Here is a 23,675-nt window from a genome sequence, read left to right on the forward strand (position 1 = left end):
AGTTTGCAGCGCCTCGGCTACTCAATTCCAGTAGCGCCGGCGGTAAAGCGTCCGTAGACCGCAAGCGCTAATTCGTCTTGGCTTGTAGATAGGATGCGGCCGCCTAAGCAAAGCGAAGCGCCGGCGGATTATTTGCCGACCCGTTCCAGGCTGGTTTGGCAGGGCAAACAATATTTGCAAGGAATAGCGGCGCGGCGCGCTTCCGGAATCGGCTCGCCGCATTCCTCGCAATGGCTGGCGGATTCGCCGGTATAAATGGCTTTACGGGTTTCGGCAACGAACAATTCGGTCATTTTTTCCATGCGTTCCGCTATCGCGTCGGCACCGCCGGCCCAAGCTGTAGACATTGTCGGTTTTCTCCCTGAAGAATTTTAGGTTTGGCGCTAGTGGTTATGGCTGCTTTGCTGCAACCACACATTGAAATCGTTGAACGGTTTGGGCTTGCTGAACCAATAGCCCTGGGCGATATCGCAGCGGTAACTCGCCAGGCGCTCCAGCACTTCCTGGGTTTCCACGCCTTCCGCCGTTACCTGCAGCCCGAGATTGTGCGCTAGATTGATCGTGGCTTTGACGATCACGGCGTCGTTGTCGCTTTGCAACAGGTCGTAAACAAAGGATTTGTCGATCTTCAGTTCGCTGAGCGGCATCTTTTTCAAGTAGGCCAGCGAGGAATAGCCGGTACCGAAATCGTCTATAGATAATTTGTAACCCATCTCGTGCAGGCGCTGGATGGTTTCCATGGCCCGCTCCGGATCGTTCATGATCGAGCTTTCGGTGATCTCCAGCATCATCCAGGACGGCTTGATGTTGGCCGCCGCAGCAACGCCAGCCATCACGTCCGGCAAATCCGGATCGTGCAAATCCTTGGTCGACAAATTGACCGATACCACCAACTCCAAACCTTGCCGGCGCCACTCGGCGCAATCCCGGAATGCCCGCTTCAGCATCCATAGGGTCAGATGTTTGATGACGCGGGTACGTTCCGCCATCGGAATAAACTCGTCCGGCGCAATGAAGCCGTGTTTGGGATGGGCCCAGCGTACCAGCCCTTCGACGCCGTAGATTTTACCGGTCCGCACCGATACCTTGGGCTGGTAATAAATCATCAGTTGTTCTTTTTCGATGGCCTGGCGCAGCTCGCTCATCAGCGTCAGCCGGCGCGGGCTATGGTCGTCGTACGACGGCGCGTAAATGGTGTAACCCTCGTGCGATTTGGCGGCCATGAACAAGGCCACGCCGGCTTTCTGCACCAGCGTATCGACGTCGTCGCCGTGCTCGGGAAAATTGACGATGCCGATATTGGTATGGATCGCCAGATTCAAACGCTCGACTTTGAACGCCGGGTCCAATGCCGCCTGAATATTCTTGGCCAGATTCAGCGGCGCGTCTTCGCTTTCGGTAGCCGGCAGCAGCAGGCTGAAAATATTGCTGTCGATCCGGGCCACGCTGTCGCTGCCCATCACCACGCTTTGCAGGCGGGTGGCTATCTGCCGCAGAATCATATCGCTGCTGTTACGGCCGAGGGTATCGTAGACTTCCTTGAAATTGGCGACCTCGACCAACAACACCGACAGCATTTTGCCCTGGTTGTTGGCGGCGTGTATCGCTTGTTCGACCCGGTCGTGAAATAGTATCCGGTTCGGTAAGTCGGTCACCGCATCGTGGGTGGAAGAGTAGCTGACCTGCTTCTCCAGCGTTTCGGCGCGGTTGCGCAGCTCCTGAGTCTGGTCGAAGATCATCGCGCCGGCCTGATAGGCAATCACCGAACTGGAATATTGGCCCCAGATGCCGAACAGGAACGGCAGTGCTTCCAAAATCCATAGGCCGTAATTCTCGGATTGGGCGCGGATAATGCCCGACAGCGAAATCTCGCCGGTGTAATAAAAACTCAACGCCAGCAACGCGCAAATAATGGCTATAACGGCGATTGCCACCCCTTGGTAGGTTGTTTTGGAAACCTCGCTTTTCAGTAACCTGACGTTATCGGCGAGCAAGTGTTTGGCGGCAATCATATTATTGGGCATCAATTCTAACGATTCCTAGCGGTTGCCGGTGCGGCGATAGCAGCGGCCACCCCGTTGCCGGGCAAATTCCGGCGGTTTTTAGCCGAGCGCAAATGCGTTGTTTCAACTCAATACGAAGTTTAGACGATAGCGCTAATTTGTCCGCATACTCCGCGGCTGAGTCAGACCGACATTTCCGCCTGCAGCAGTTTGATTTGGTCGCGGATGCGGGCAGCATCCTCGAATTCCAGATTCTTGGCGTGCTGGTACATCTTCTCTTCCAGTTGCTTCAGCGCCTTGGCCGCCTGCTTCGGCGTCAACGTCGTGTAGTTGCCGGCCGGTTCCGCCACCTTGGCGCGGGCGGCGCTGATCGAACCGCCGGAACCCGGTATGGCCAGTTCCAGAATGTCGGTGACCGATTTGAATACGGTGCGCGGCTGAATATTATGCAGCGTATTGAACTCGACCTGCTTAGCCCGGCGACGCTCGGTTTCGTCGATGGCCAATTGCATCGAGCGGGTGATTTTGTCGCCATATAAAATCACTTTACCGTTGGCATTACGCGCGGCGCGGCCGATGGTTTGGATCAACGAGGTCAGCGAACGCAAAAAACCTTCCTTGTCTGCATCCAGAATCGCCACCAGCGAGACTTCGGGGATATCCAGCCCCTCACGCAACAGATTGATGCCGACCAGCACGTCGAACACGCCCAGCCGCAAATCGCGGATGATTTCCACCCGCTCGACCGTCTCGATATCCGAATGCAGGTACCTGACCTTGATGCCGTGCTCCATCAGGTAATCGGTCAAATCCTCCGACATGCGTTTGGTCAGTGTCGTCACCAACACCCGTTCCTGCACCGCAATCCGCTTGTTGATCTCCGACAACAAATCGTCGACTTGGCTGGTGGCCGGCCGCACTTCCACTATCGGATCGACCAAACCGGTCGGACGTACCACTTGCTCGACCACGGCGCCGGAGTGTTCCTTCTCGTAACCGCCCGGCGTGGCCGATACGTAAATCCTCTGCCCGCAGATACGTTCGAACTCTTCGAAACGTAGCGGCCGGTTGTCCAGCGCCGAGGGTAATCTGAACCCATATTCGACCAGAGTCTCCTTGCGCGAACGGTCGCCTTTGTACATCGCCCCGATCTGCGGCACCGTGACGTGGCTTTCGTCGATGATGACCAAAGCGTCTTTCGGTAGATAATCGAACATGGTCGGCGGCGACTCGCCTTCGGTCCGATTCGACAAATGCCGCGAGTAATTTTCGATGCCGGAGCAGTAGCCGACTTCCATGATCATTTCGATATCGAACAGCGTCCGCTGTTCCAGGCGTTGGGCTTCGACCAGTTTATGGTCTTCGCGTAACTGCGCCAGCCGCTCTACCAGCTCCAACTTGATTTTTTCGACCGCGCTGAGCAGCTGGTCGCGCGGGGTGACGTAGTGGCTCTTCGGGTACAGCGTGAATCGGGCCAGACGCTGGGTCACTTCGCCGGTCAACGGATCGAACATCGACAGGCGTTCGATCTCGTCGTCGAACAGTTCGATACGCACAGCCTGCTCTTCCGATTCGGCCGGAAACACGTCGATCACATCGCCGCGCACCCGGTAAGTGGCGCGGCGCAGCTCGATATCGTTGCGGGTATATTGCATTTCCGCCAGCCGGCGCAGAATGTCGCGCTGCTTGATCATGTCGCCGCGCACCAAATGCAGCACCATCTGGAAATACGATTCCGGCTCGCCCAAGCCGTAAATCGCCGATACGGTGGCGACGACGATGGTATCGCGCCGTTCCAACAAGGCCTTGGTGGCCGATAAACGCATCTGCTCGATATGTTCGTTCAGCGACGCATCCTTGTCGATGAAGGTATCGGAAGCCGGAATATAGGCTTCCGGCTGGTAGTAGTCGTAATAGGAAACAAAGTACTCGACGCTGTTCTCCGGAAAAAACTCCTTCATCTCGCCGTAGAGCTGGGCAGCGAGGGTCTTGTTCGGGGCCATGATCATCGCCGGTCGCTGCGTCTGCTGTATCACGTTGGCGATGGTAAAAGTCTTGCCGGAACCGGTCACGCCAAGCAGGGTTTGGTGCACTTCGCCATCGTTGATCCCTTCAACCAATTGCCGAATCGCTGCAGGCTGGTCGCCGGCCGGTTGGTAACGGCTTTGAATTTTGAACGGCTTTTGCTGTAAGCCTTTGCCTTTAACAGACGGTTCTTCCACTGCCAGTACGCCGGATATAGCCGACTGGCTGATCTCCATCCGCCTTTTGTCGCTCATGCCGACCGCCTCGCCGAATCGATCCGATTTGTCGAAACCATGATCATTTGCAGCCCGTTTCCGGTTGGTCGAAGCCCAGCGTATCGAGTTCGGTTTTCGGGTGCAAAAAACCCTCGATCGGCGCCACCGCCACCAGCGAACGCGGCGCGGCCAGCAATACCGGTTGCCGCAACTGGCCGTCCCATTTGCGGAACGACAGCGGCATGCCCTTGTACCCCTGCAACGCAAAAGCATCGGACAGCAGGTAGTCCTTCAATACCGGCATTTGATTGGATTTAGTGCGGATGCTGGCTTCGCCGATGGCTCTGACCGCCAGATAAGCGGCATAATCCTGTTCTTCCATCCAGCGGCCGGCCGCCTGCTTGAAACGGTTTTGCAATTGTACCGCCCCCCATTGCTCGTGGGTGCGGTGCCATGCCGTCGCGGTCAAACCCTGGGTACCGATCACCGGCCGCGGTTTCCAGGTGCGATAATCCAGATATTCGCCGAACAGGCCCTGTTCGTCGGCGACCACCAGCACATCGTAATCGTCGACCTGGGTGAACACCGGCACGTCGGCCTGAGCCGTGCGGCGAGCGTCGTAATCCTGGTTCCATTCTTTCTCGGCAACCAGTTTGGTGCCGAAACGCTTGGCCGCGCGTTTGATCGCGGCGGCATAGAGTTTGTCTTCCGCGGCCGGGCCCACCACCAAAAACCAGTTCTGCCAACGCTTTTTCAACATATATTGGGCCAAGGCATCGGCGCGCATGGCCCGGCTCGGCAGTATGTGCAGCACATTGCGGCGGCAGTCGGCATTACGCAATTCGTCGCCGCTATTGGCCACGTCGAACAGCAGTTTGTTTTTTGCGGCCGGCAGGTCGGCCAGCTTATTGAGTTGGTCGGCGCCGACATTGAGCAACACCAGATCGGCATCGACGCTGTCGAACAGCGCTAACGCATCGCCGCCCACCGGCACCAGGATTTTTTTCAGTTCGTAGTGCTGGCCGGTGAATTGGCCGGTGGTATTGTTGTCGCTGATCGCCAGTTCGGCTCCGACCTGGCCTTGGTTCGGAATGAACGGATCCAGGTTGGACAGTGCCGCCGGCGCGACCTGTTCCTGGGCGAAATATACGATTTTGACGAGCTGTTTCGGTGCCGGCGTGGCCGGGGCGGCGGCCGGTTTCGATTGGGCTTTGGCGGCAGCGGCAGCCGGCTTGGCTTTGGCTGCGGCCTGGACCGGCGCGCTAAAATACAAGGGTAACAGCAGCATAGCGGCGGCGAAGCGTTCAAGTTTTTTCATGTTGTGCGGCAGTCTTTGACGATAGCGGCATTCTATCGAGAAATTCCCGGCAAGCCCAACCGATAATCGGGCCGGCTCTATTGAATTTTGCCGGTTTAAGTTCAATACTTAGCCACCCTTTCCTTGCGGCATTCGCTATGTCTGATTCGGATTTCTCCATGGATTTTCTCGATCAAGAAATCGATCTTGATAGCGAGTGGTCCAACAAACGCACGGCCGTTCGCTATCTGCGCAACGACATCAAGGCCGCGGTCAAAGTGCATAGCCTGTGGTTTCCGCGCCTGTTTCCGGTATTGTTGCGCGACATCAGCAGCCGCGGCGCCGCGATTGTCACTAGCCACAAAATCAAAAAAAAAAGCCGGGTCAGCCTATTTCTATTGTTCGGCGACGGCAGGCGGTTTCAGGTCGAAGCCGCCGTGGTCCACCACGATGCCGGCAACCAACGCTACGGCGTCAAATTCGACAACCTGAATAGCGAATTGGCGGAACACCTGTTGCACACCCAAACCGACTTGAATTTCAGCTAAACCTCTATCGATGCCGATACTTAGCCAAATCTACCTCTACCCGGTCAAATCGTTGGCCGGCTTTCAAGTTTCGCAATGGCCGGTCGATGAAAAAGGCCTGCTTTACGACCGCAAATGGATGCTGGTGGACCGCGAGCGCCAGTTTCTGAGCCAACGGCGTTTGCCGCAAATGGCGCTGATCAAAACCCGGATCGAAGGCGAACGCTTGATCCTGTCCGCGCCGGGCCGGCCGGATTTGGAATTGCCGCTGCAAGCCCAGACCGACGAAACCCTGGAAGTCGCGATCTGGCGCGACCGCTGCCGAGCCGAAGCTTGCAGCGCTAGCGCAGATGCTTGGCTCAGCGACTTTTTGCAAATTGATTGCCGCCTGGTTTACCAAGCCGCCAGCGACCGCCGCCAGGTCGATCTCAGATATGCTACGGCCGCAGACCAAACCGCGTTTTCCGACGGTTTTCCGTTTTTGTTGGTCTCCGAAGGTTCGTTGGCGGCCTTGAACCAAGCCATGCAACTGGACTACGAAATGGTACGGTTCCGGCCCAATCTGGTCGTCTCCGGCTGCGACAGTTACGCCGAAGACCAGTGGCGGCGGATCGACATCAACGGCATCGGCTTCCGCCTGCCCAAACCCTGCGCGCGCTGCCCGGTGCCGACCATCGATCCGGAAACGGCGGTCAGCGGCAAAGAACCGCTGGCCACATTGAGCCGCTTGCGCAAATGGCAAAATAAAGTGTATTTCGGGCAAAATGCGCTGCACGATAAACCGGGCAGCCTGGCCGTGGGCCAGACCGTGCGGATCGACGAAATCGGCGCACCTCAACCGCCTTTGGCTTAAGCCGGCATGTCGGCCGAAAACGGCCGCCGCCGATTTTAAGAACGATTTAAGATAACGGCGTTTAAATTCCCGGCAACCGGCGCGATGCCGAATCAGCGCCGCCGTTTTTGCATCACAACCAGGACCAAGACTATGTATAAAAAATTACTTGCCATCTCCGTCAGTGCCGCGCTGCTCGGCGCCTGCACCACCAATCCGTACACCGGCCAGTCCGGCATGAGCAATCTCGGCAAAGGCGCCGGCATCGGCGCCGCGGTCGGCGCCGGCGCCGGTACGCTGTTCGGCGGCAACGATTGGAAGAACGCCGGTTTGGGCGCTTTGGCCGGTGCGGCTGTCGGTGCCGGTATCGGTTATTACATGGATAAACAGCAGGAAGAAATGCAGCAATCGCTGCAGGGCACCGGTATCGAAGTCCAACGTACCGCGGAAAACCAATTGGTATTGAACATGCCCAGCACCAGCGACGTGACTTTCGCCTTCGGTAAATCGGATTTGACGCCGGAAGCGCAACATGCGCTTGATCCGGTGGCGCGGGTACTGAACAACTATCCGGATTCGACGATTTCGGTTACCGGCCACACCGACGACGTCGGTTCCGATGCCGACAACCAGCGCCTGTCCGAGGCGCGCGCAACCAGCGTCGCTAATTTCCTGTCGTCACGCGGCGTGAATCGGATGCGGATTTCGCAACAGGGCATGGGCGAAAGTTCGCCGAAAGTGCCGAACACCAGCGACGCCAACCGCGCCATCAACCGCCGGGTGGAATTGTCGATCAACGCCAACCAGAACGCCGGCGCCGCGCAGCAAAACCAACAATATCCGCAGCAGAACCAGCCTTACCAACAACAGGGCTATCCGCAGCAGCAACAGGGTTATCCGCAACAAAACCAGCCCTACCAACAACAGTACCCGCAGCAAAACCAACCCTACCAGCAGCAACAACAATACCCGCAGCAGGGCTATCCGCAACAACCATACCAACAAGGCTATCCGCAACAGCAGCAATACCAGCAGCCTTACTACCGGCAATAGCCCCGCTGCGCTGGAGACAGATACGAATAAGGCCGGAATTCCGGCCTTATTTTTTAGTGTGGGATAGAAAAACTACAGATCAGACTTCGCCGGCCCTGACGTCGAATTCGATTTTCCAGCGCTGTTGATCGCGCCGCGACACCGCTCGCAATTCCAGCGTGCCAACTTCGGTCACCGCCGCCGACAAATGCACCGGTACGATTTCGCCGACTTGGCGGCCGTCTTCGACCGGCAGCGTGATTTCGATTTCGTCCAGCTCTTCCAGCTCGTCGTCGCCCCATTCGTCGAGACGATCGCCAACCTTGTCCTCGCGCCGAGTCTTGGAACCGAAGAAACGGAAACGCACCGGCTCGCCGATCACCAAGCCGAATTCGTCGTTAGGCAACTCCTGCTCGCTACCCTCTTCCATGCCGAACGGGGCGATACAAAGCGCCTCTATCGCCGGCGGCAAACCGGGTACTGCCGGCATTGCGCTTTCGATACCGACATAATAGGCTGCTGCAGTGCCGCCTTTGATCCGCACACCTTTACCTTGGCGCACGAAACCATAATAAGCCGCGCCGCGGGCGACGGCCAAATCCAGATCGGCTCCTTGCAACAACCGGGCAGGAGGTGCCTGCTCCGCCTGCAACCAATTATTCAACACGGCCAGCAACCGCTCAGCCAATACGCCGGCCTTCAACACGCCGCCGTTGAACAGCAACGCCGTCGGGTGCAGAAAGCTGGCGTGTTCGGGCAGCGCGATGGCATTGAACTCCTCGGTAGCCTGGCGCTGTCTGGACAAAAAGGCCGCCAGATGCCGGGTGATGCCTGCGTCTTGGGCGTACGGCAGACCGACGCTGCGCAAACCGCTGCGCGGCCGCGACACCGGCTTATCGGTGGCTTGCGCATACGGCAAAAAGCCATCCACCAATATCCGGTTCAATTCGTCCCGAGTCAGTTCGCTACGCAAGGTACCGCCGATCAGCGACGAACCGCGGCCGGCCACCGCTAACGGCATGCTGGCCAATTCGGACTGGTTGAACAGTTTTTCCTTGGCTTCGCGGCAGGCATGGGTTAAGGCCTGCAATTGCCACGGCTCTAATTTTTTGGCGCCGTCGGTTTCCAGCTTGGCCTTTACCATGTACGCCAGCGCCAAATCCATGTTGTCGCCGCCGAGCAGGATGTGGTCGCCGACCGCGACCCGGGTCAACTGCAAATTTCCGTCCTGTTCGGTTACGGCAATCAACGACAAGTCGGTGGTGCCGCCGCCGATATCGACCACCAAAATCACATCGCCGACTTTGACCTGGTTGCGCCAGTCGCCGGCGCTTTTTTCGATCCAACTATACAAAGCCGCCTGGGGCTCTTCCAGTAACACGGCCTGCCCCAACCCGACCTCGCGCGCGGCTTCCACGGTCAGCTCCCGTGCAGCCGGATCGAACGACGCCGGCACCGTGATAGTCAGGTCCTGCTGCTGCAACGGCTGCTCCGGAAACCTGTGGTTCCAGGCGTCGCGCAAATGCTGCAAATAGGCTTTGCTGGCGGCAAACGGCGAAATTTTGGCAACGTCTTCCGGCGCGTCGACCGGCAGAATCGCCTGTTTGCAATCGACGCCGGCGTGGCACAGCCAGCTTTTAGCGCTGGCAACCAGCCGAATCGGCGTCTTACTGCCCAAGCTACGGGCAATTTCGCCGACCAGATACTCGGGTTTGGCGGTCCAGGGCAAAGACGAGGCGCCCTCGGCGATTTCCGCCGGATGGGCGATGTAGGCGAACGAGGCCAATTGGGCTTTATCTTCTATCGCCCCCGGCGCAACCAGTTGCGGCGTGTAAAACACTTCCAACACCGGGTTATCGTCGCCGGCCGCCAAATCGACATAGGACATTACACAATGCGTGGTACCCAAATCGATACCGACCGAGTAGCGCGCCGTCATAATTCAACCTCGGCCGCGGCGATGATTTTGGCATTGTGGCCTTCGGTCAGTTTCGGCAAGTGCAGTTCGGTCACTTGCCAGCCTTTATGCACCAACACGCCGGAGAACGGCGCTTCGCCGACGATATTGCCGGTCAAACGAAACGCGGCGGCATCGAAGCCTTTGTTCAAAGTAACTCGGCTGCCTTCCGCATCCGGGCTGACCGGTGCCAATTTGAAATGTTCGTTGATCACTTTGCTGCAACCCTGATGCACGACGCGGGCCGCGGCGCCAATATCGGCATCGGCAAAGGCGCTGACGTCTTCTTTGATGAAATCGATGAAACGGGCTTCCTTTTGCAACAAACTTAACAGCTGTAATGCCGCATCCGGGGTGGCTTCTTTCAGCACCACCGGTTCCGGAGCCGGCGCCTGGACGATTTTTTCCACTTCCACGATCTTCTCGACGATTTTGATTTCGGGTTGCGGGGCCGGTACCGCTTCAACCGTTCGCGGCGCGGATTTACAGCGGCGCAGGCCGAGTAAGACCGAGATCAACACGACGATCAGGATAAAAGCCAACACTGCCGCGGTTCCGGCCAGGCAAACATGCCACAAGTCGAAGGTAGTCGGGCGTAACGATAAATCTATGGTGTATGTGTTCATGAACAATGCATGGTTGGTGAAACAAAGCGTTGCACGCGGAGACGGCTCTGCGCCGGGCGCCGGATGGCGCTTAGCTGGCCGATACGGATTATTGCGGCATGCCGGATTTTCTCGCCGCTTCGGCGTACATCAATTCCTGCAACAGATTGCGGGTAACTTGAATGCGCAGTTTTTTTAGGTGGCGGTCGGCAATAACGCCGGGAACTTGGACATCCAAATAGACTTGGCGCATTTCGCCCAAGGTCGGTTCGCACAGCTTGATAATGGCATCGGTCGCATTGCGGCTTTCCAGCTTGGCGAACTCGGGTTTTTGCATCGTATCGACCACGCATTTCTTATAGTTGAATTGCGCTTTCTGAATTTTTTCGATGGTTTCGTTGCTTAAACTGGTCTCGTTCCATTCTTCTTTGGCTTCTTCGGCGCAAGCCATGCCGGCGGCAAGCATCAGCAGGGCAAACAAACGGTATTTCATGAGTTCTTCTCCAATACGGGCATGATGTCGAACGGCGATTTTACGCGATGCCGGCGAACTTGAACAACGACGCCGGCAAATCGCGGTCCGCGCCGGCACCGGCACAGCCGCAGCCGAACCTATTCCACCCGTCAGAAGCGCCGCCCGCGATAGGGTCTAGCGGCGTTCGGACCGGTCGCAAATATGCCGGGTTTCGCCTGGCTCCGAGTAGGACTCGGCGGCAGTTAGCTCCGGCGCCAATCCCGTCAAGTCCTCACTGCATTTTTTAGTCAGTTGCATGGCTTTGTTGCCGGCAATTTCCTGGCCGAACCGGATCGCCCGCTGTTGGGCTGCGTCGCGTTGCCCCGCCGCGCACAACTGCTTAACTTCCGCGCCCAATTGCTTGGCTTGTTGTTCCAGGGCTTTCAGAGCGGATTTGTCGACATTTTTCATGCAATTTTGCATGGCCTGGATTTTTTCCAGCATCTGTTGCATTTTTGGATTCGCGACGGGTTGGCCGCTCCGGCTATCGGTATCGTTTGCGGCCGCCAAAACCGGCGCCATCAAAACAATTATCGGCAATAGTCTTTTCATACAAAGCCTCTTGGTAGTGGTTTCCAGAGTTCCACTGTAGGGCGATCGGGTTCGATCCGCAAGTGCCGCCGCCAAAACCGGGACTCCGCGACCTGCCATGGGCGGATTTAGCAGGATTCGCGAGACAAGCGGCGGATTTTCCAGGAAAATAGCCGCTTCTTTACCGTTTGCTGCACTGCATGTACAAATACGAAGGCCTGGTCATCCACCAAAGCCATGACGACGAGGGCGTCATAGAAGTGGTCGAGAACAACGGCGAGCGCGCCCTGCACTTCGGCTCTCCGGCCCGGCAAAGCAGCATGTTGATTGCCGACCCGAACCGTTTGCACTCGTTTTACGCCCGAGCCATGATGGCCTTGCTGCTGTTCAACGACAACCCGCGCGACGTGCTGATGATAGGCCTTGGCGGCGGCACCATCGCCAAGTTCATGCTGCACCAGTTTCCGGATTGCCGGCTGAAGGTCGTCGAATTCCGCAGCAGCGTGCTTAAAGTAGCGCGCAGCCATTTCGGCCTGCCGTTCAACCCGCGCCTTAAAATCAAAATCGGTTGCGGTGCCGATCATGTCCGGCACCAAAGTCGGGAACTATCGGAGATTCACGATTTGATCATGGTCGATGCGTATGACGACAACGGCATGGCTCCTGAAGTCGGCAGCGAACGCTTCTTCGACGATTGCCGAAATCTGCTGAAAAAAGACGGGGTGCTGGTGATCAATTTATGGGGCACCGACAAGCCGATGTTTCAGCAGGTGTCCTGGCACCTGGGCCGTATTTTTAATTGGCGCATGCTGTATTTGCCGGTGCGTAACCGCGGTAACATCATCGGCTTCGCTTTCGGCGAAAACTTCCCGAAACCCCAGTTCAAAAGCCTGATCGCCAAAGCCAACGACCTGGAACGGCAATACCAACTGGAATTTCCGGTTTTTTTACAAGACTTTAAACGCAACAATCCCAGCATTCTGCATCGAGTTCTAAAACCATGATCCATAACGCCCCCAACATTTTCGGCTACAAAAAATACTGGGCGCACCGTTTCGGCCCGGCCCCCGAATTGCCGATGAGCCGCGCGGAAATGGATGCGCTGGGTTGGGACGCCTGCGACATCATTTTGGTGACCGGCGACGCCTACGTCGACCATCCCAGCTTCGGCATGGCGGTGATCGGCCGGGTACTGGAGGCACAGGGCTTTCGGGTCGGCATCATCTCGCAGCCCGATTGGCACAGGGCCGACGATTTTCGGAGGCTCGGCCAGCCGACGCTGTTCTTCGGCGTCACCGGCGGCAATATGGATTCGATGGTCAACCGCTATACCTCGGACAAAAAAATCCGCTCCAACGACGCCTATACCGCCGACGGTGCCGCCGGCAAGCGGCCGGACCGCGCCGTGAACGTCTACTCCCACCGTTGCCGGGAAGCCTATAAAAACGTGCCGATCATCATCGGTGGCATCGAGGCCAGTTTGCGCCGCATCGCCCATTACGACTATTGGTCGGACAAGGTGCGCAAATCGATCTTGCTGGATTCCAAGGCCGATTTACTGGTGTACGGCAACGCCGAACGCCAGATCGTCGAGATCGCGCACCGGCTGGCTAAAGGCGAGAGCATTCACGATTTGAAAGGCATTCGCGGCACCGTGCACTTCGTCAAACAAGTGCCGCAAGGTTGGATCGAAAAGGATTCGACCCATTTCGACAAGCCTGGCGCAGCCATCGTGCACCAAAATCCGTATCAGGAGATGCCAAGTTGCGAATCGGCACCGGTAGCGGTTGAAAGCGGCCTGGCCGATAACGAAAAAGTCATCCAATTCAAACCGATCGCCAACAAGAATCGGGCGCAAACCGTGATTCGCCTGCCCGATTACGAGGCCGTGAAAGACGACCCGATCCTCTACGCCCACGCTTCGCGGGTCATGCACGGCGAAACCAACCCCGGTAACGCCCGCGCCCTGATCCAACGCCACGATAAGCGCGACGTGTGGATCAATCCGCCGCCGCTACCGCTAACCACCCCGGAAATGGACGGCGTGTTCGATCTGCCCTACTCCCGTCTGCCGCACACCGCTTACGGCAAGGCCAACATTCCGGCCTTCGAGATGATCCAGCATTCGGTGCTGATCATGCGCGGTTGTTTCGGCGGCTGCAGTTTTTGTTCGATCACCGAACACGAAGGCCGCATCATTCAGAACCGTTCGGAAGATTCGATCATCCGCGAGATCGAAGCCATCCGCGACACTTCGCCGAACTTTACCGGCAATATCTCCGACTTGGGCGGGCCGACCGCCAACATGTGGCGCCTGGCCTGCAAGGACCCGAAGATCGAGGAATCCTGCCGTAAGCCATCCTGCGTTTATCCGGGTATTTGCCACAACCTGAACACCGACCAGACTCCGCTGATCAAGCTCTATCGCCGTGCCCGCAAACTGCCCGGCATCAAGAAAATTTTCATCGCCTCCGGCCTGCGCTACGACATCGCCGTCGAAACCCCGGCCTACGTCAAGGAATTGGTGACTCACCACGTCGGCGGCTACCTGAAAATCGCGCCGGAACACACCGAGCAAGGTCCGCTATCGAAAATGATGAAACCAGGCATGGGCACCTACGACCGCTTCAAGGCGATGTTCGACAAATATTCTAAGGAAGCCGGCAAGGAACAGTATCTGATTCCGTACTTCATCGCAGCCCACCCAGGCACCACAGATCGGGACATGCTGAATCTGGCTTTATGGTTGAAACGCAACGGCTTTCGAGCCGACCAAGTACAGGCCTTTTTGCCCTCGCCGATGTCGATCGCCACCGCGATGTACCATTCCGGAAAGGACACCTTGCACAAAATCGGCCGCAACGTGCCGGACATTGCGATTCCGCGCAGCATGAAGCAGCGCAAACTGCACAAGGCGTTCTTGCGTTACCACGACCCGAAAAACTGGCCTATATTAAGAGAAGCATTGAAGGAAATGGGGCGGGCAGATTTAATCGGTAACGGCAAACAGCATTTGGTGCCGAGTTTTCAGCCGAAAACTCATAATAAACCCATTATTACAACCAATAAACAACAGGCTTTTAAAACCAAGCATATTGGTTATGATAAGGCAGACCACAAACCTAAATTAGGTAAAAGGCGGAGCCAATAATTAGTTATTCATTCTCTACTTGCATTTATCCAATATAGACTGATATAAGGCAATGTACCTATTTACGATATGCTCAGAATCAAAATCACGGACAACCTTATCACGAGCATTTAATCGAAGTTTTAAATAGTCTGCAGAATTCAAAATCCAATCGATACCCTTGGCAAGGTCTACGCTATCAAGAGGCCTCGCCAGGTAACCGTTAACCTGATGCTCAATCAGGTCATTGTTACCGCCTACATCGAATGCAACAACGGGAGTGCCACACGAAAGACTTTCCATAATAACATTTGATAAATTTTCCTGACGACTGGGTACGACTACAACATCAGCCGCGTTATAAAGAACCCTAAGACTCAAATCATCAGCCAAATGCCCAACGTAATGAATATTATATGGAAGCGCGGGAACACTTTCTGGTTGGCTGCAGCCGAAAATCACGATTTCAACATCTGGATCATTAATCAGATTCAATGCATTAAATAGTTCGTGATAGCCTTTGTTAATATCGGCAATTACTTTTATAGCACCAAAAACTACGAGATGCTTATCCAATGGCAAATCAAAGAGCTGTTTAGCTAAAACCCTATTAAATGGCGAAAATACATTAGTATCCAGTAAATTTGGCAAATGATGAATGTCATTTACGCAAAATAAGCTACTTTTTTTTGCGCAATCAGTAATCCAGCGACTAAGACCTACAACCGTTAGATCGGCTATTTTTGGATATATTTTTTTCTTTCTAAGATAAACAAAACGACTCAAATCAATATCTGAGCTAGATCCTAACCTAGGACATCTACCGCAAGCGTTAATATATCTATCACATTCCCACATAATATGACAACCACCAGTAAATGCCCAGTTATCGTGTAAACTCCATACAATGGGAGCGTTAATATGAGCCAAATCCTCAATTGAGATCATACCTCCGCAAATCCAGTGAAAATGGACTATATCCGGACTAAATTCTAAAATTTTCTCAAGAACACCTGTAAATGGGAACCATGCGGTAGAGAATAATGTTTTAGTACGATTCTTATAGACTTTAAGGGGCAACTGATCAAAAGTGGGCAATAGCATAGAATAATAATTTCTAGCTTTTGAGGGAGAATTGAAAACACTACGATCATCCGAAAGCTTAGTAACGACTAACATCTGACTGTTAATACCAGAACGGATCAGCGTTTTATGTAAGCGAAACGCTGATTTAGCTGCACCTCCAATATTGTCAGAGGCATTAACTATTAAAACCTTCAAACCGAGACCACTCGCCCCTTCAACATTTGTTTAAATGAACGAAAATGAAAGGTTGCCCAAGAAAAATTATCCGTAAGCATGACCCTTGGTAACGAAGTCAGATGCGCTGAGTGCTCCGGAAATATATTTCCAAAACGGGTGGTCACAGCAGTATCAAACCCTAACTCTTTAATAAGTTTAAACTCCCTTACACCTGCCTCATTTTGTCCACCAAACGGATAGCAAAAATGTTTAACACTTGTACCCAATTTAGATTCAATAATGGCCTTACTACCGATGACTTCATCAATTATCTGATTTTCGGTAAGCTTGGTCAGGGAATGATGATTCTTTGTATGAGCACCTATCGTAACCAAAGGAGACTTACAAAGTGTTTTTAGCTGATCCCAAGAAATCGCCAGTTCAGAAATTTTCTGCTGCCAATCAGGTTGTAAGTTAACAAATAGCCTATTCAACGAATCTATAAAACTCTGTTTCGGGAGATTGATAATCTTATCCCTGATCGCCATAAACGCAGCTTCCTTTTGCCATTTTTTGCCACATTGGAAATGCAGTCCGTCAGCCAAGTTAATTGTATCGTTTTCAACAATAAGATCCTCTAGTAGATACCACCATAGAAGAGCAGTTCTATTAGGAAACGCAGTTGTGAGGTAAATAGCAAACGGTATATTATATTTTTTAAAAATAGGATAGGCGTAAATCAAATTATCTGCGTAACCATCATCCAAGGTTATAACAATTGACTTTGTGTTTCCTTTAGACTTAAGCAAAGAACTATGCAATTCATCAAGACTGATAAATGAATAACCACTACCCAAAGCACTGACGATAAATCTCTCTAAAAACTCCGGGGAAACTTTTAAATTTTCATTTGCTGACAACTTATTAGCATCGCGTGGAAAAACACGATGAAGCATAAAAATGGTAGCGTCTCCCTCGAAAAAACTTAACATCAAAGACGATATCCATAAATATTGAGTTGCAAATCCATAGACGTTCGCCAATTTTTATTAACAAACGGCTTATCTATTTTTGATATTGATTGCAAGCGATAGCGAAATCCTCGCTCTTCTAATGCACCAAGAAGCTTGGAAAGTCGTTGCTGCTCACACCGAAAGGAATGGTATTCAATGAATATATTATCAACTTTATGTAGCTGGTCGGAACAATCCAATATAACATCCGTCTCAGCGCCTTCGATGTCAACCTTTAAAAAATCGATTTTTTCCTCAAGAAGTAACAAATCCCTAAGTCTAACACTTTCTACAAGACTCTCGTTATGTTGCGAAATAAAACCACCGTCGGCACCGTCCGCAAAAAAACCGATTCCATTGCTATGAATCCACAGCGCTTTGTTAACCAGAGAAATATTAGAAAACTGATTTTTAATAAAATTATTTTTCAGAACATTAAAGACATTCCTATCTGGTTCAAATGCAACTATCCTTGCACCCGAATAATATTTAGCAAAAAACAATGTGCTTAAGCCAATATTGGCGCCGCAATCGTAAATAACGGGCATAGATGATGTTGGTGAAAAGCTATAGCAATTATCGACAAATATATCTTTATACTGCCAAACAAAACTAGGACCATCCACTATATCTATTTGAAAACCGTTAAATTTTATATCTTCAACAATCTGATAACGAGGCTTATTCCCATAAAAAAAACTTAATTTATAAAACGTCAATAAATTAGCCTGCTTAAAACATCTATATAGCGGACCAAACAGATCTTTAATCAAGCGGAGCATTTCTTTGCTACTACACAAATTAGTATTTGATAATTGTTATCTTTAAACAACAATTCTCCTCTTGTCAACTCTTCAGACGCCAATCCATGTAAAAATGAAACTGCCGCGAGAACATTCCCATAATACTCTATTTTTACATTCCCTTTCCCAAAGACCTCTTCAAATAATTTAAGGATTGAGAGATCTGTAAACCGCCAATAATCCCCCCATCTATCCATGTCATATCGGGAAATCTGACTTAAACCAGCCACCGTTACCAGCGCAACACCGTCGTCTTTTAATACATAATGAATGCCGGAAATCGCACTTTTTACATCATAAATAAAATTAAGAGTCTGAGTACATATGAAGCAGTCTATTGTTGTCTTAGGCAGCGTTTGTGTATTTGTCAGATCTCCGACAATAGTCGCCTTGTTGTTTTCATTTGAGTAGTGAATAACTTCAAAAACACTTTCAGATTTTGCAAACTTCCTACTGTAATAGCTATCTTGTACCTCCAATACAGTTCCTTTAATATAATCACTATTTTCTTCAAGGAAATTTTCTATAAAAAATCGATCTATTGGAAGACCTCTATCCAATCCAAATACCGCTGAAATGGGATTCACAATACGAAGATTAAGCCAATTAGGCCTATTAAAAACTCTAAACAATTTTTTTACCACTTAAAAATAACCCTTAATTTTTTATATATCTTCTCAATTAAAGGCTTTTTTAAACCTATAAAAAAATCCTCGAAAGCTTTTCTTGCATCGATATTTTCGGAAATTTTTTCTTGAAATAACACATCGTAGGAATATGTCACCTCCACATCGAAATCGTCCGTATTTGCGCAATTAACACCGAGACCATCGTGCCCAATATTTTTAACAAAAGAGGTACTTGGATGAAGAGATAAACCATTATTGATATATGATGATGCATACCAAAAAATCGCCCAGGTATCAATACGCCCTTTCTTATTTAGTTTTATATAATCAAAATATCGATAAGCCCCATTTAAATTGAAGTCGTAGATCATTTTTTTATCGAATAAGCATAAGTATAAATCCGAGTCTTTAATAAAATATCTCCACGCTCTATCCCAAGTCCCCCAACCCCAACATGTCGTTGGCTTTAAAAAAAAAGTACTATCTAATTTTTCGTTGTTAATAGGATATAAATAACCTGATACATGAAAGACTTTCGCTTCGCCTTCATAAAAGTTCAATGCTTCATTCATAAATTTCAAAAAAAATTGACTAGTAACTAGATCATCCTCCAAAACAATAACTTTCCCATATTGATTTACAACGGTTGTTACACCATCAATAATAGATTTCGCTAATCCCCAGTTTTTTTCCCTTTCAATGATCGTAACTTTTTTAAAGCCTATAATAGATTTAATGTACGACCTGACACCCAAAACTGCTTGCTTCGAGTCTTCATACTTAGGTGCATCACTATATATAATTAACTCGCTTTCAAGCGCCAATTCATTATTTTGTAAAGCCTCAACAGTTTTTTGTGTATGCCAGGGGCGATTGTAAACAAAAAGAACAATTGGGGCTAATGTCATTATTTTATCTCAATAGTTTTTAAAACTAAACACCCAAAACCACCGAATTATTTATCTGAAGGCTACTTACTAGTGCTTACGAATTACAAGCATCTCAGACACAGCGCTGCAAAAACTTTTATTAAATAAATAAGTCAAAATTATATAACTTGACCCACCTATAATTAATCCTGATGTCAACCGAAAAACAGGCAGATCAAAATTAGTATAAATCTTACTAAAATAAGCCACTAGTCCAGATATAAATGACAAAGCAAGCGGCAGGCTCAACTGAACAAAATACTCAGATAGCTTAGCATCGCAAATAGGATATACCAAAAAATACCAAGATGGAATCATCAAAAATATTTGGGTAAGTAGCAAAGCAACCGCTAAATCTTTTATACCAAACTGACTTCCAATCGATACGACTGCTGGTATAACCAAGAGTAAAGCTATATTCCATTTAAATTCTAAATCCGGACGACCGCATGCCATCACAAGACTACCAACTAGATTGCCAGTAGAGCGCACTAATGCCCAAAAAGCAAATATCCTTAAAAGCGGAATGGCCTCTCGCCACTGATCGCCGAACAACACAAACAATGTTTCTTCAGCAAACACCCCCAAAGCCACGTATATAGGAAAATTAATGGACGCCGTCATACGCATACTTTTTAGATAAATTTCTTTTATCAGGCTCCTATCATTCTGTGCCTTTGCCATTACTGGAAAACTAACTTGTGTTATAATGGGGTTAATTATACCCGAAACTCTGAGACTCAAGTCTTTTGGAAGATTATATAAACCAACCGATTGAGCGCTCAAAAAATACCCCACTAGTAAAACATCAATTTGTGAGTTTAAAGTATTTGCCAGGTTATTACCTATCATATAAAAACCAAACTTTAGAAATCCTTTAACGTCTTTCAATTGCAAATGAAACTTAGGGCGCCAACCTTCGGCTAAGAAAAAACACACAAATAACGCATTAGAAACCGTACCAGCTAAAGTGCCTATAATTAGCGAATAAACCCCACCGTTACCCAGAGCCGCGCCTATGGACACACAAAAAACAATCGATGCTACAGACAGATCTATTGCAGCCAATTTTTTAAATCGCATGTTTTTTTGCGCCAATACTCTAAATTGTTGACCAATAGCCGAAACCAATAATGAAAGCCCAGCCAACATCAATAGTAATTGCAACTCATATTGACCATAAAAATAAGCCAACCATGGACTACATATAGCAACAAATACCCCTAGAATAATGCCAATTAATACATTTAACCAATAAAGACTTGAAAGTTGTGATGGGGTAATATTTTGAAAATGAACGATAGCATTGCTAATCCCTAAATCAGAAAAAATCTGCAAAACCATTATGATAGAAGTGACAATTGCCATTAAACCGAAATCGGCAGGCGTCAGCAATCTCGCCAAGATAGCAAGTTGCAATAATTGTAATATCGCCCTACATAAAAATGAAAATGTCGTCCACCTCACACCTGAATAAGCTTGGGCTTTTAGGTTCATTATTATGTGGCTACCATTTTAATAAACGTGAAGTATTTTTCTTTTCTGAACCTCATCAATAAAAAAACCCACATTCCTCCTGACTACTTCATCGCTCCAAAAGTTATCAATAACTTCCCGGTTTTTTTTCTTCTGACTTTCAGTCAAAGGAGTAAATATATTATAATCATATACAGTCAAATTAGATAATCCAAAAACATGTGCATCTCTAGCTCTAAAAAAACGGTATATCACACTTTCATCATTAATAAAGACTTTTGCACCCTTATAAAGCATGGCACATATATTACCAAGCGCCTGTTGTCGTCGATGCCCCATAATTACAACGGAGCAACTTGCAATCAAAGTATTGTATTCATCTAAGGGAACAAATTTTAACAATGGCTCAAATCTAGACCCAAATAATTTATAACCTTGATGAACAATTTCATTTTTATAGCTATCTGCCCCATAACTCAAGGGCACGATTATTTTTCTTTCGCCCAATTCCATTTTATAAAGAATTCGAAAAACATCCATATGATTATTAGTTTCAGTTGCAGAATTTCCTACAAGAATATTTTCGTCAACGATTTCTTCCAGGCCAGGTAAAAATGTTTTCTCTACGCTGCCATAATTTAGTTGAATATAACTAGCTCGAAAATTAGCTCCCAACCCGGATTTCAGCAAATAAAAGTCTTCGGGAACAGGCGCTGAAAAAAAATCAACTCGCTTTATAGCTGCCTTAATGAGAGGATAATCAAATATGTACTTTTTTAAATAAAACTCAGCTTCGCTAGCTAACCGCGGCAAATTAGATATTGAACACAGCTCTTTTTTTCTCATCCTTGTAACAAGATACTTAGTCTCATCACCCCAATAATTTCGCTCCCCGCCGGGCAAAAGCTCATAATAATCCCCACCCCAACCACTCCAAAGCACATTAACTCGCTCTGGTGCACTCAAAATTATTTTTGCTCCAAATACATCTAAATAATGAACAACCAAAGAGTCGCACCAAGCTAGGTCATCATGCATAGATGAAGATCGGAAATAACGCTTATCAATAATTCGCATATTACCCGAACTATTCAAATATTTAAGCGGAGACGAAATATCTTTGACTTTTACTAAAAACAGGTTGTTCGAATTTTTACATGCACTAAATAGATCAATCGTAAATGGAATAAATTTCTCATCATAAACAAGATGCAGAATATTCACTATTCCGGTTCCTTTTTAACACTTTGAATAAATTTGTATTCAAGATCAAGAATATTTCGTTTCCTATTGCGAATATGCTTGGCAGGCACACCAGTAACCATGGAAAACTCGCCTACAGAATGCGTGACAAGAGATAATGCTCCAACAGCAGCACCATCACCTATAATGACCCCGGGCAATACAATAGACCCAGCACCGATTATGACATGGCGACCAATTCTTATATCAGCATGTTTTACATTTGTAAACTCTGCTGGTACAGTTGGATTGGTCATTGCTGTACCACTATAATCATCGGAACTTGAATACAAAGAAACACGGGAAGAAAGACCAGAAAAATCTTCTAAGATTATTTTTCCTTTACCAATTAACGAACAATATACTGCAATATGAATATTTCGGCCAATTTCAATACCCCCCTCTCCTGCCGCCAGAACACAAAAATCATCAATTCTTATATCATCACCCAATCGAATATTTTTGCAATTATAGAATGTAGATTTTTCGGAAATCCTTACATTTTTTCCAACATAGGAAAAACCCATATTCTCCATTTCTTCTTCTGTCAACCAAGCCATATCAAACTTTAGCAATTAATGAAATAATATTAATTTGATCAGATACTTTTAGCGCTGGAAAAATCGGCAAACATATGATCGAGTCCGAAATAATTTTTGCTACTTTCAAATTTGATTTTGCTGATGACACCAATCCTCGATACATCGGAAAATCACTAACTAACGGGTAAAAATATCTCCGCACATAAATATTATGATCTCGAAATTTTTGGTATAGATCATCTCTACTTAAAGGATATTCAGGATCGACAATAATTGGAAAATAAGAATAGTTTTGCCTAGTATTGATAGGTAGTGGCAAAAGCCTGATACCTTTGACATCTTTCAAGCCGTCTCTATAAAGGAAGTCGATCTCTTGCCTCCTGTTAATTGCCAGCTCAATATAGTTAAGCTGCAATAATCCCAAGGCAGCCTGAAACTCGTTCATTTTTCCATTGATGCCGGGAGCAACTACGGTGACCTCATCAGCAAACCCAAAGTTTTTTAGGTAGTCTATACGCTGCTTGGTCTTTTTGTCAGGACAAATAATTGCCCCTCCTTCGAAGGTATTGAATACCTTAGTAGCATGAAAACTCAGGATGGATAGGTCTCCATATTTAAGAATACTATTTTCGTGATAAGTGACGCCAAACGCATGAGCAGCGTCATAAATTACTTTCAATCCGTAAATATCAGCAATCTTTTGTATAGCATCAATATCACAGGGACGTCCATATACATGAACGGGCAATATAGCTGTTGTTTGGGGTGTGATAGCCTCTTCAATTCTATTTGGATCCAGGTTTAGGCTAATTGGATCTATATCTGCAAAGACCGGTTTAATGTTATTCCAAAGTAATGAATGCGCAGTCGCAGCAAATGAATACGGTGTTGTGATTACTTCTCCTGTAATTCTGAGAGCTTGTAATGCAGTAACTAAAGCAAGTGTACCATTAGCAAACAAGGATAAATGTTTAACGTTTAAATATTCTGCTAATGCTTTTTCAAATTCTTGGTGAAAGGGACCTGAGTTCGTTAACTGCCTATTTTCCCAAATTTGTTCTAGGTATGGAACAAACTCTTCTAGAGGCGGAAGAAAAGGTTGAGTGACATTAATTTTAGGCATAAATTATG

The 23,675-nt window shown here is 49.1% G+C and carries 22 protein-coding genes; 5 read left to right on the forward strand and 17 right to left on the reverse strand.

Going from position 1 to position 23,675, the window contains the following annotated elements; genetic code table 11:
- Positions 1–128 precede the first annotated feature (128 nt).
- The 4 genes from MKFW12EY_RS13080 to MKFW12EY_RS13095 all read right to left on the reverse strand — a co-directional run bounded on the left by MKFW12EY_RS13080 (position 129) and on the right by MKFW12EY_RS13095 (position 5,561).
- Positions 129–347: a TraR/DksA C4-type zinc finger protein gene (locus MKFW12EY_RS13080; RefSeq protein ID WP_054759051.1), complete on the reverse strand. Its 219-nt coding sequence runs from the start codon at positions 345–347 to the stop codon at positions 129–131.
- A 36-nt stretch (positions 348–383) separates the two neighbouring features.
- The gene (locus MKFW12EY_RS13085; protein ID WP_245006306.1) at positions 384–2,024 is read right to left on the reverse strand and encodes a putative bifunctional diguanylate cyclase/phosphodiesterase; all 1,641 of its coding nucleotides are present in this window, start codon (positions 2,022–2,024) and stop codon (positions 384–386) included.
- 161 nt (positions 2,025–2,185) lie between these two features.
- Positions 2,186–4,282 (reverse strand): excinuclease ABC subunit UvrB, encoded by a 2,097-nt coding sequence (gene uvrB, locus MKFW12EY_RS13090; RefSeq protein ID WP_245006307.1) that lies wholly within the window; start codon positions 4,280–4,282, stop codon positions 2,186–2,188.
- Between the two features lie 43 nt (positions 4,283–4,325).
- Complete coding sequence (locus MKFW12EY_RS13095) at positions 4,326–5,561, reverse strand: ABC transporter substrate-binding protein (protein ID WP_054759054.1); 1,236 nt, start codon at positions 5,559–5,561, stop codon at positions 4,326–4,328.
- 137 nt (positions 5,562–5,698) lie between these two features.
- Between MKFW12EY_RS13095 and MKFW12EY_RS13100 the strand changes: the two genes are divergently transcribed.
- The 3 genes from MKFW12EY_RS13100 to MKFW12EY_RS13110 all read left to right on the forward strand — a co-directional run bounded on the left by MKFW12EY_RS13100 (position 5,699) and on the right by MKFW12EY_RS13110 (position 7,952).
- Entirely contained in the window at positions 5,699–6,088 is a 390-nt protein-coding gene (locus MKFW12EY_RS13100; protein WP_082409634.1) for a PilZ domain-containing protein, read from the forward strand.
- Positions 6,089–6,098: 10 nt separating this feature from the next.
- A complete protein-coding gene (locus tag MKFW12EY_RS13105; protein WP_054759058.1) occupies positions 6,099–6,920 on the forward strand; it encodes an MOSC domain-containing protein in 822 nt (273 codons plus the stop codon).
- Positions 6,921–7,052: 132 nt separating this feature from the next.
- Complete coding sequence (locus MKFW12EY_RS13110; protein ID WP_064029120.1) at positions 7,053–7,952, forward strand: YiaD family glycine zipper/OmpA-like lipoprotein; 900 nt, start codon at positions 7,053–7,055, stop codon at positions 7,950–7,952.
- A gap of 79 nt (positions 7,953–8,031) precedes the next feature.
- Here MKFW12EY_RS13110 and MKFW12EY_RS13115 read toward each other — a convergent pair whose 3' ends face one another.
- From MKFW12EY_RS13115 to MKFW12EY_RS13130, 4 genes are all read right to left on the reverse strand, one after another.
- Positions 8,032–9,870, reverse strand: a complete 1,839-nt coding sequence (locus tag MKFW12EY_RS13115; RefSeq protein WP_221053142.1) for an Hsp70 family protein — start codon at positions 9,868–9,870, stop codon at positions 8,032–8,034.
- Positions 9,867–10,514: a DUF2760 domain-containing protein gene (locus MKFW12EY_RS13120; protein WP_054759062.1), complete on the reverse strand. Its 648-nt coding sequence runs from the start codon at positions 10,512–10,514 to the stop codon at positions 9,867–9,869. The genes MKFW12EY_RS13115 and MKFW12EY_RS13120 overlap by 4 nt, the downstream gene beginning before the upstream one ends.
- A gap of 88 nt (positions 10,515–10,602) precedes the next feature.
- Entirely contained in the window at positions 10,603–10,986 is a 384-nt protein-coding gene (locus tag MKFW12EY_RS13125) for a hypothetical protein (RefSeq protein WP_054759064.1), read from the reverse strand.
- A gap of 156 nt (positions 10,987–11,142) precedes the next feature.
- Positions 11,143–11,559 (reverse strand): hypothetical protein, encoded by a 417-nt coding sequence (locus MKFW12EY_RS13130; protein ID WP_054759066.1) that lies wholly within the window; start codon positions 11,557–11,559, stop codon positions 11,143–11,145.
- A 179-nt stretch (positions 11,560–11,738) separates the two neighbouring features.
- Here MKFW12EY_RS13130 and MKFW12EY_RS13135 point away from each other — a divergent pair, with 179 nt between their 5' ends.
- Together MKFW12EY_RS13135 and MKFW12EY_RS13140 are read left to right on the forward strand one after the other, a co-directional pair.
- Positions 11,739–12,542, forward strand: coding sequence for a spermine/spermidine synthase domain-containing protein (locus MKFW12EY_RS13135; protein ID WP_221053143.1), 804 nt, complete (start codon positions 11,739–11,741; stop codon positions 12,540–12,542).
- On the forward strand, positions 12,539–14,689 hold the full coding sequence (locus MKFW12EY_RS13140) for a YgiQ family radical SAM protein (protein WP_221053144.1): 2,151 nt from the start codon (positions 12,539–12,541) through the stop codon (positions 14,687–14,689). The genes MKFW12EY_RS13135 and MKFW12EY_RS13140 overlap by 4 nt, the downstream gene beginning before the upstream one ends.
- 15 nt (positions 14,690–14,704) lie before the next feature.
- On the opposite strand, the gene MKFW12EY_RS13145 is transcribed toward MKFW12EY_RS13140, so the two are convergent.
- The 9 genes from MKFW12EY_RS13145 to MKFW12EY_RS13185 form a co-directional block, all read right to left on the reverse strand.
- A complete protein-coding gene (locus MKFW12EY_RS13145; protein ID WP_054759069.1) occupies positions 14,705–15,949 on the reverse strand; it encodes a glycosyltransferase family 4 protein in 1,245 nt (414 codons plus the stop codon).
- Positions 15,946–16,902 (reverse strand): polysaccharide deacetylase family protein, encoded by a 957-nt coding sequence (locus MKFW12EY_RS13150; RefSeq protein ID WP_054759071.1) that lies wholly within the window; start codon positions 16,900–16,902, stop codon positions 15,946–15,948. The genes MKFW12EY_RS13145 and MKFW12EY_RS13150 overlap by 4 nt, the downstream gene beginning before the upstream one ends.
- On the reverse strand, positions 16,902–17,696 hold the full coding sequence (locus MKFW12EY_RS13155; protein ID WP_221053145.1) for an FkbM family methyltransferase: 795 nt from the start codon (positions 17,694–17,696) through the stop codon (positions 16,902–16,904). The genes MKFW12EY_RS13150 and MKFW12EY_RS13155 overlap by 1 nt, the downstream gene beginning before the upstream one ends.
- Complete coding sequence (locus tag MKFW12EY_RS13160) at positions 17,693–18,370, reverse strand: methyltransferase domain-containing protein (RefSeq protein ID WP_221053146.1); 678 nt, start codon at positions 18,368–18,370, stop codon at positions 17,693–17,695. Before MKFW12EY_RS13160 ends, MKFW12EY_RS13155 begins: the two co-directional genes overlap by 4 nt.
- The gene (locus tag MKFW12EY_RS13165; protein WP_221053147.1) at positions 18,364–19,263 is read right to left on the reverse strand and encodes a glycosyltransferase; all 900 of its coding nucleotides are present in this window, start codon (positions 19,261–19,263) and stop codon (positions 18,364–18,366) included. Before MKFW12EY_RS13165 ends, MKFW12EY_RS13160 begins: the two co-directional genes overlap by 7 nt.
- Before the next feature lie 69 nt (positions 19,264–19,332).
- Complete coding sequence (locus MKFW12EY_RS13170; RefSeq protein WP_082409638.1) at positions 19,333–20,781, reverse strand: MOP flippase family protein; 1,449 nt, start codon at positions 20,779–20,781, stop codon at positions 19,333–19,335.
- An 18-nt stretch (positions 20,782–20,799) separates the two neighbouring features.
- Positions 20,800–21,984 (reverse strand): TDP-N-acetylfucosamine:lipid II N-acetylfucosaminyltransferase family protein, encoded by a 1,185-nt coding sequence (locus tag MKFW12EY_RS13175; protein ID WP_054759083.1) that lies wholly within the window; start codon positions 21,982–21,984, stop codon positions 20,800–20,802.
- On the reverse strand, positions 21,984–22,562 hold the full coding sequence (locus tag MKFW12EY_RS13180; RefSeq protein ID WP_082409639.1) for an acyltransferase: 579 nt from the start codon (positions 22,560–22,562) through the stop codon (positions 21,984–21,986). The genes MKFW12EY_RS13175 and MKFW12EY_RS13180 overlap by 1 nt, the downstream gene beginning before the upstream one ends.
- Before the next feature lies 1 nt (position 22,563).
- On the reverse strand, positions 22,564–23,667 hold the full coding sequence (locus tag MKFW12EY_RS13185) for a DegT/DnrJ/EryC1/StrS family aminotransferase (RefSeq protein ID WP_054759085.1): 1,104 nt from the start codon (positions 23,665–23,667) through the stop codon (positions 22,564–22,566).
- Between the last annotated feature and the right edge of the window lie 8 nt (positions 23,668–23,675).

Source organism: Methylomonas koyamae (genome assembly GCF_019669905.1).
Classification (GTDB): domain Bacteria; phylum Pseudomonadota; class Gammaproteobacteria; order Methylococcales; family Methylomonadaceae; genus Methylomonas; species Methylomonas koyamae.

What these genes read in the sequence shown, in the direction of transcription:
- MKFW12EY_RS13080 (WP_054759051.1), bottom strand. Translation starts at nt 347, where the DNA reads ATGTCTACAGCTTGGGCCGGCGGTGCCGACGCGATAGCGGAACGCATG.
- MKFW12EY_RS13085 (WP_245006306.1), bottom strand. Translation starts at nt 2,024, where the DNA reads ATGCCCAATAATATGATTGCCGCCAAACACTTGCTCGCCGATAACGTC.
- uvrB (WP_245006307.1), bottom strand. Translation starts at nt 4,282, where the DNA reads ATGAGCGACAAAAGGCGGATGGAGATCAGCCAGTCGGCTATATCCGGC.
- MKFW12EY_RS13095 (WP_054759054.1), bottom strand. Translation starts at nt 5,561, where the DNA reads ATGAAAAAACTTGAACGCTTCGCCGCCGCTATGCTGCTGTTACCCTTG.
- MKFW12EY_RS13100 (WP_082409634.1), top strand. Translation starts at nt 5,699, where the DNA reads ATGTCTGATTCGGATTTCTCCATGGATTTTCTCGATCAAGAAATCGAT.
- MKFW12EY_RS13105 (WP_054759058.1), top strand. Translation starts at nt 6,099, where the DNA reads ATGCCGATACTTAGCCAAATCTACCTCTACCCGGTCAAATCGTTGGCC.
- MKFW12EY_RS13110 (WP_064029120.1), top strand. Translation starts at nt 7,053, where the DNA reads ATGTATAAAAAATTACTTGCCATCTCCGTCAGTGCCGCGCTGCTCGGC.
- MKFW12EY_RS13115 (WP_221053142.1), bottom strand. Translation starts at nt 9,870, where the DNA reads ATGACGGCGCGCTACTCGGTCGGTATCGATTTGGGTACCACGCATTGT.
- MKFW12EY_RS13120 (WP_054759062.1), bottom strand. Translation starts at nt 10,514, where the DNA reads ATGAACACATACACCATAGATTTATCGTTACGCCCGACTACCTTCGAC.
- MKFW12EY_RS13125 (WP_054759064.1), bottom strand. Translation starts at nt 10,986, where the DNA reads ATGAAATACCGTTTGTTTGCCCTGCTGATGCTTGCCGCCGGCATGGCT.
- MKFW12EY_RS13130 (WP_054759066.1), bottom strand. Translation starts at nt 11,559, where the DNA reads ATGAAAAGACTATTGCCGATAATTGTTTTGATGGCGCCGGTTTTGGCG.
- MKFW12EY_RS13135 (WP_221053143.1), top strand. Translation starts at nt 11,739, where the DNA reads ATGTACAAATACGAAGGCCTGGTCATCCACCAAAGCCATGACGACGAG.
- MKFW12EY_RS13140 (WP_221053144.1), top strand. Translation starts at nt 12,539, where the DNA reads ATGATCCATAACGCCCCCAACATTTTCGGCTACAAAAAATACTGGGCG.
- MKFW12EY_RS13150 (WP_054759071.1), bottom strand. Translation starts at nt 16,902, where the DNA reads ATGTTAAGTTTTTTCGAGGGAGACGCTACCATTTTTATGCTTCATCGT.
- MKFW12EY_RS13165 (WP_221053147.1), bottom strand. Translation starts at nt 19,263, where the DNA reads ATGACATTAGCCCCAATTGTTCTTTTTGTTTACAATCGCCCCTGGCAT.
- MKFW12EY_RS13170 (WP_082409638.1), bottom strand. Translation starts at nt 20,781, where the DNA reads ATGAACCTAAAAGCCCAAGCTTATTCAGGTGTGAGGTGGACGACATTT.
- MKFW12EY_RS13180 (WP_082409639.1), bottom strand. Translation starts at nt 22,562, where the DNA reads ATGGCTTGGTTGACAGAAGAAGAAATGGAGAATATGGGTTTTTCCTAT.
- MKFW12EY_RS13185 (WP_054759085.1), bottom strand. Translation starts at nt 23,667, where the DNA reads ATGCCTAAAATTAATGTCACTCAACCTTTTCTTCCGCCTCTAGAAGAG.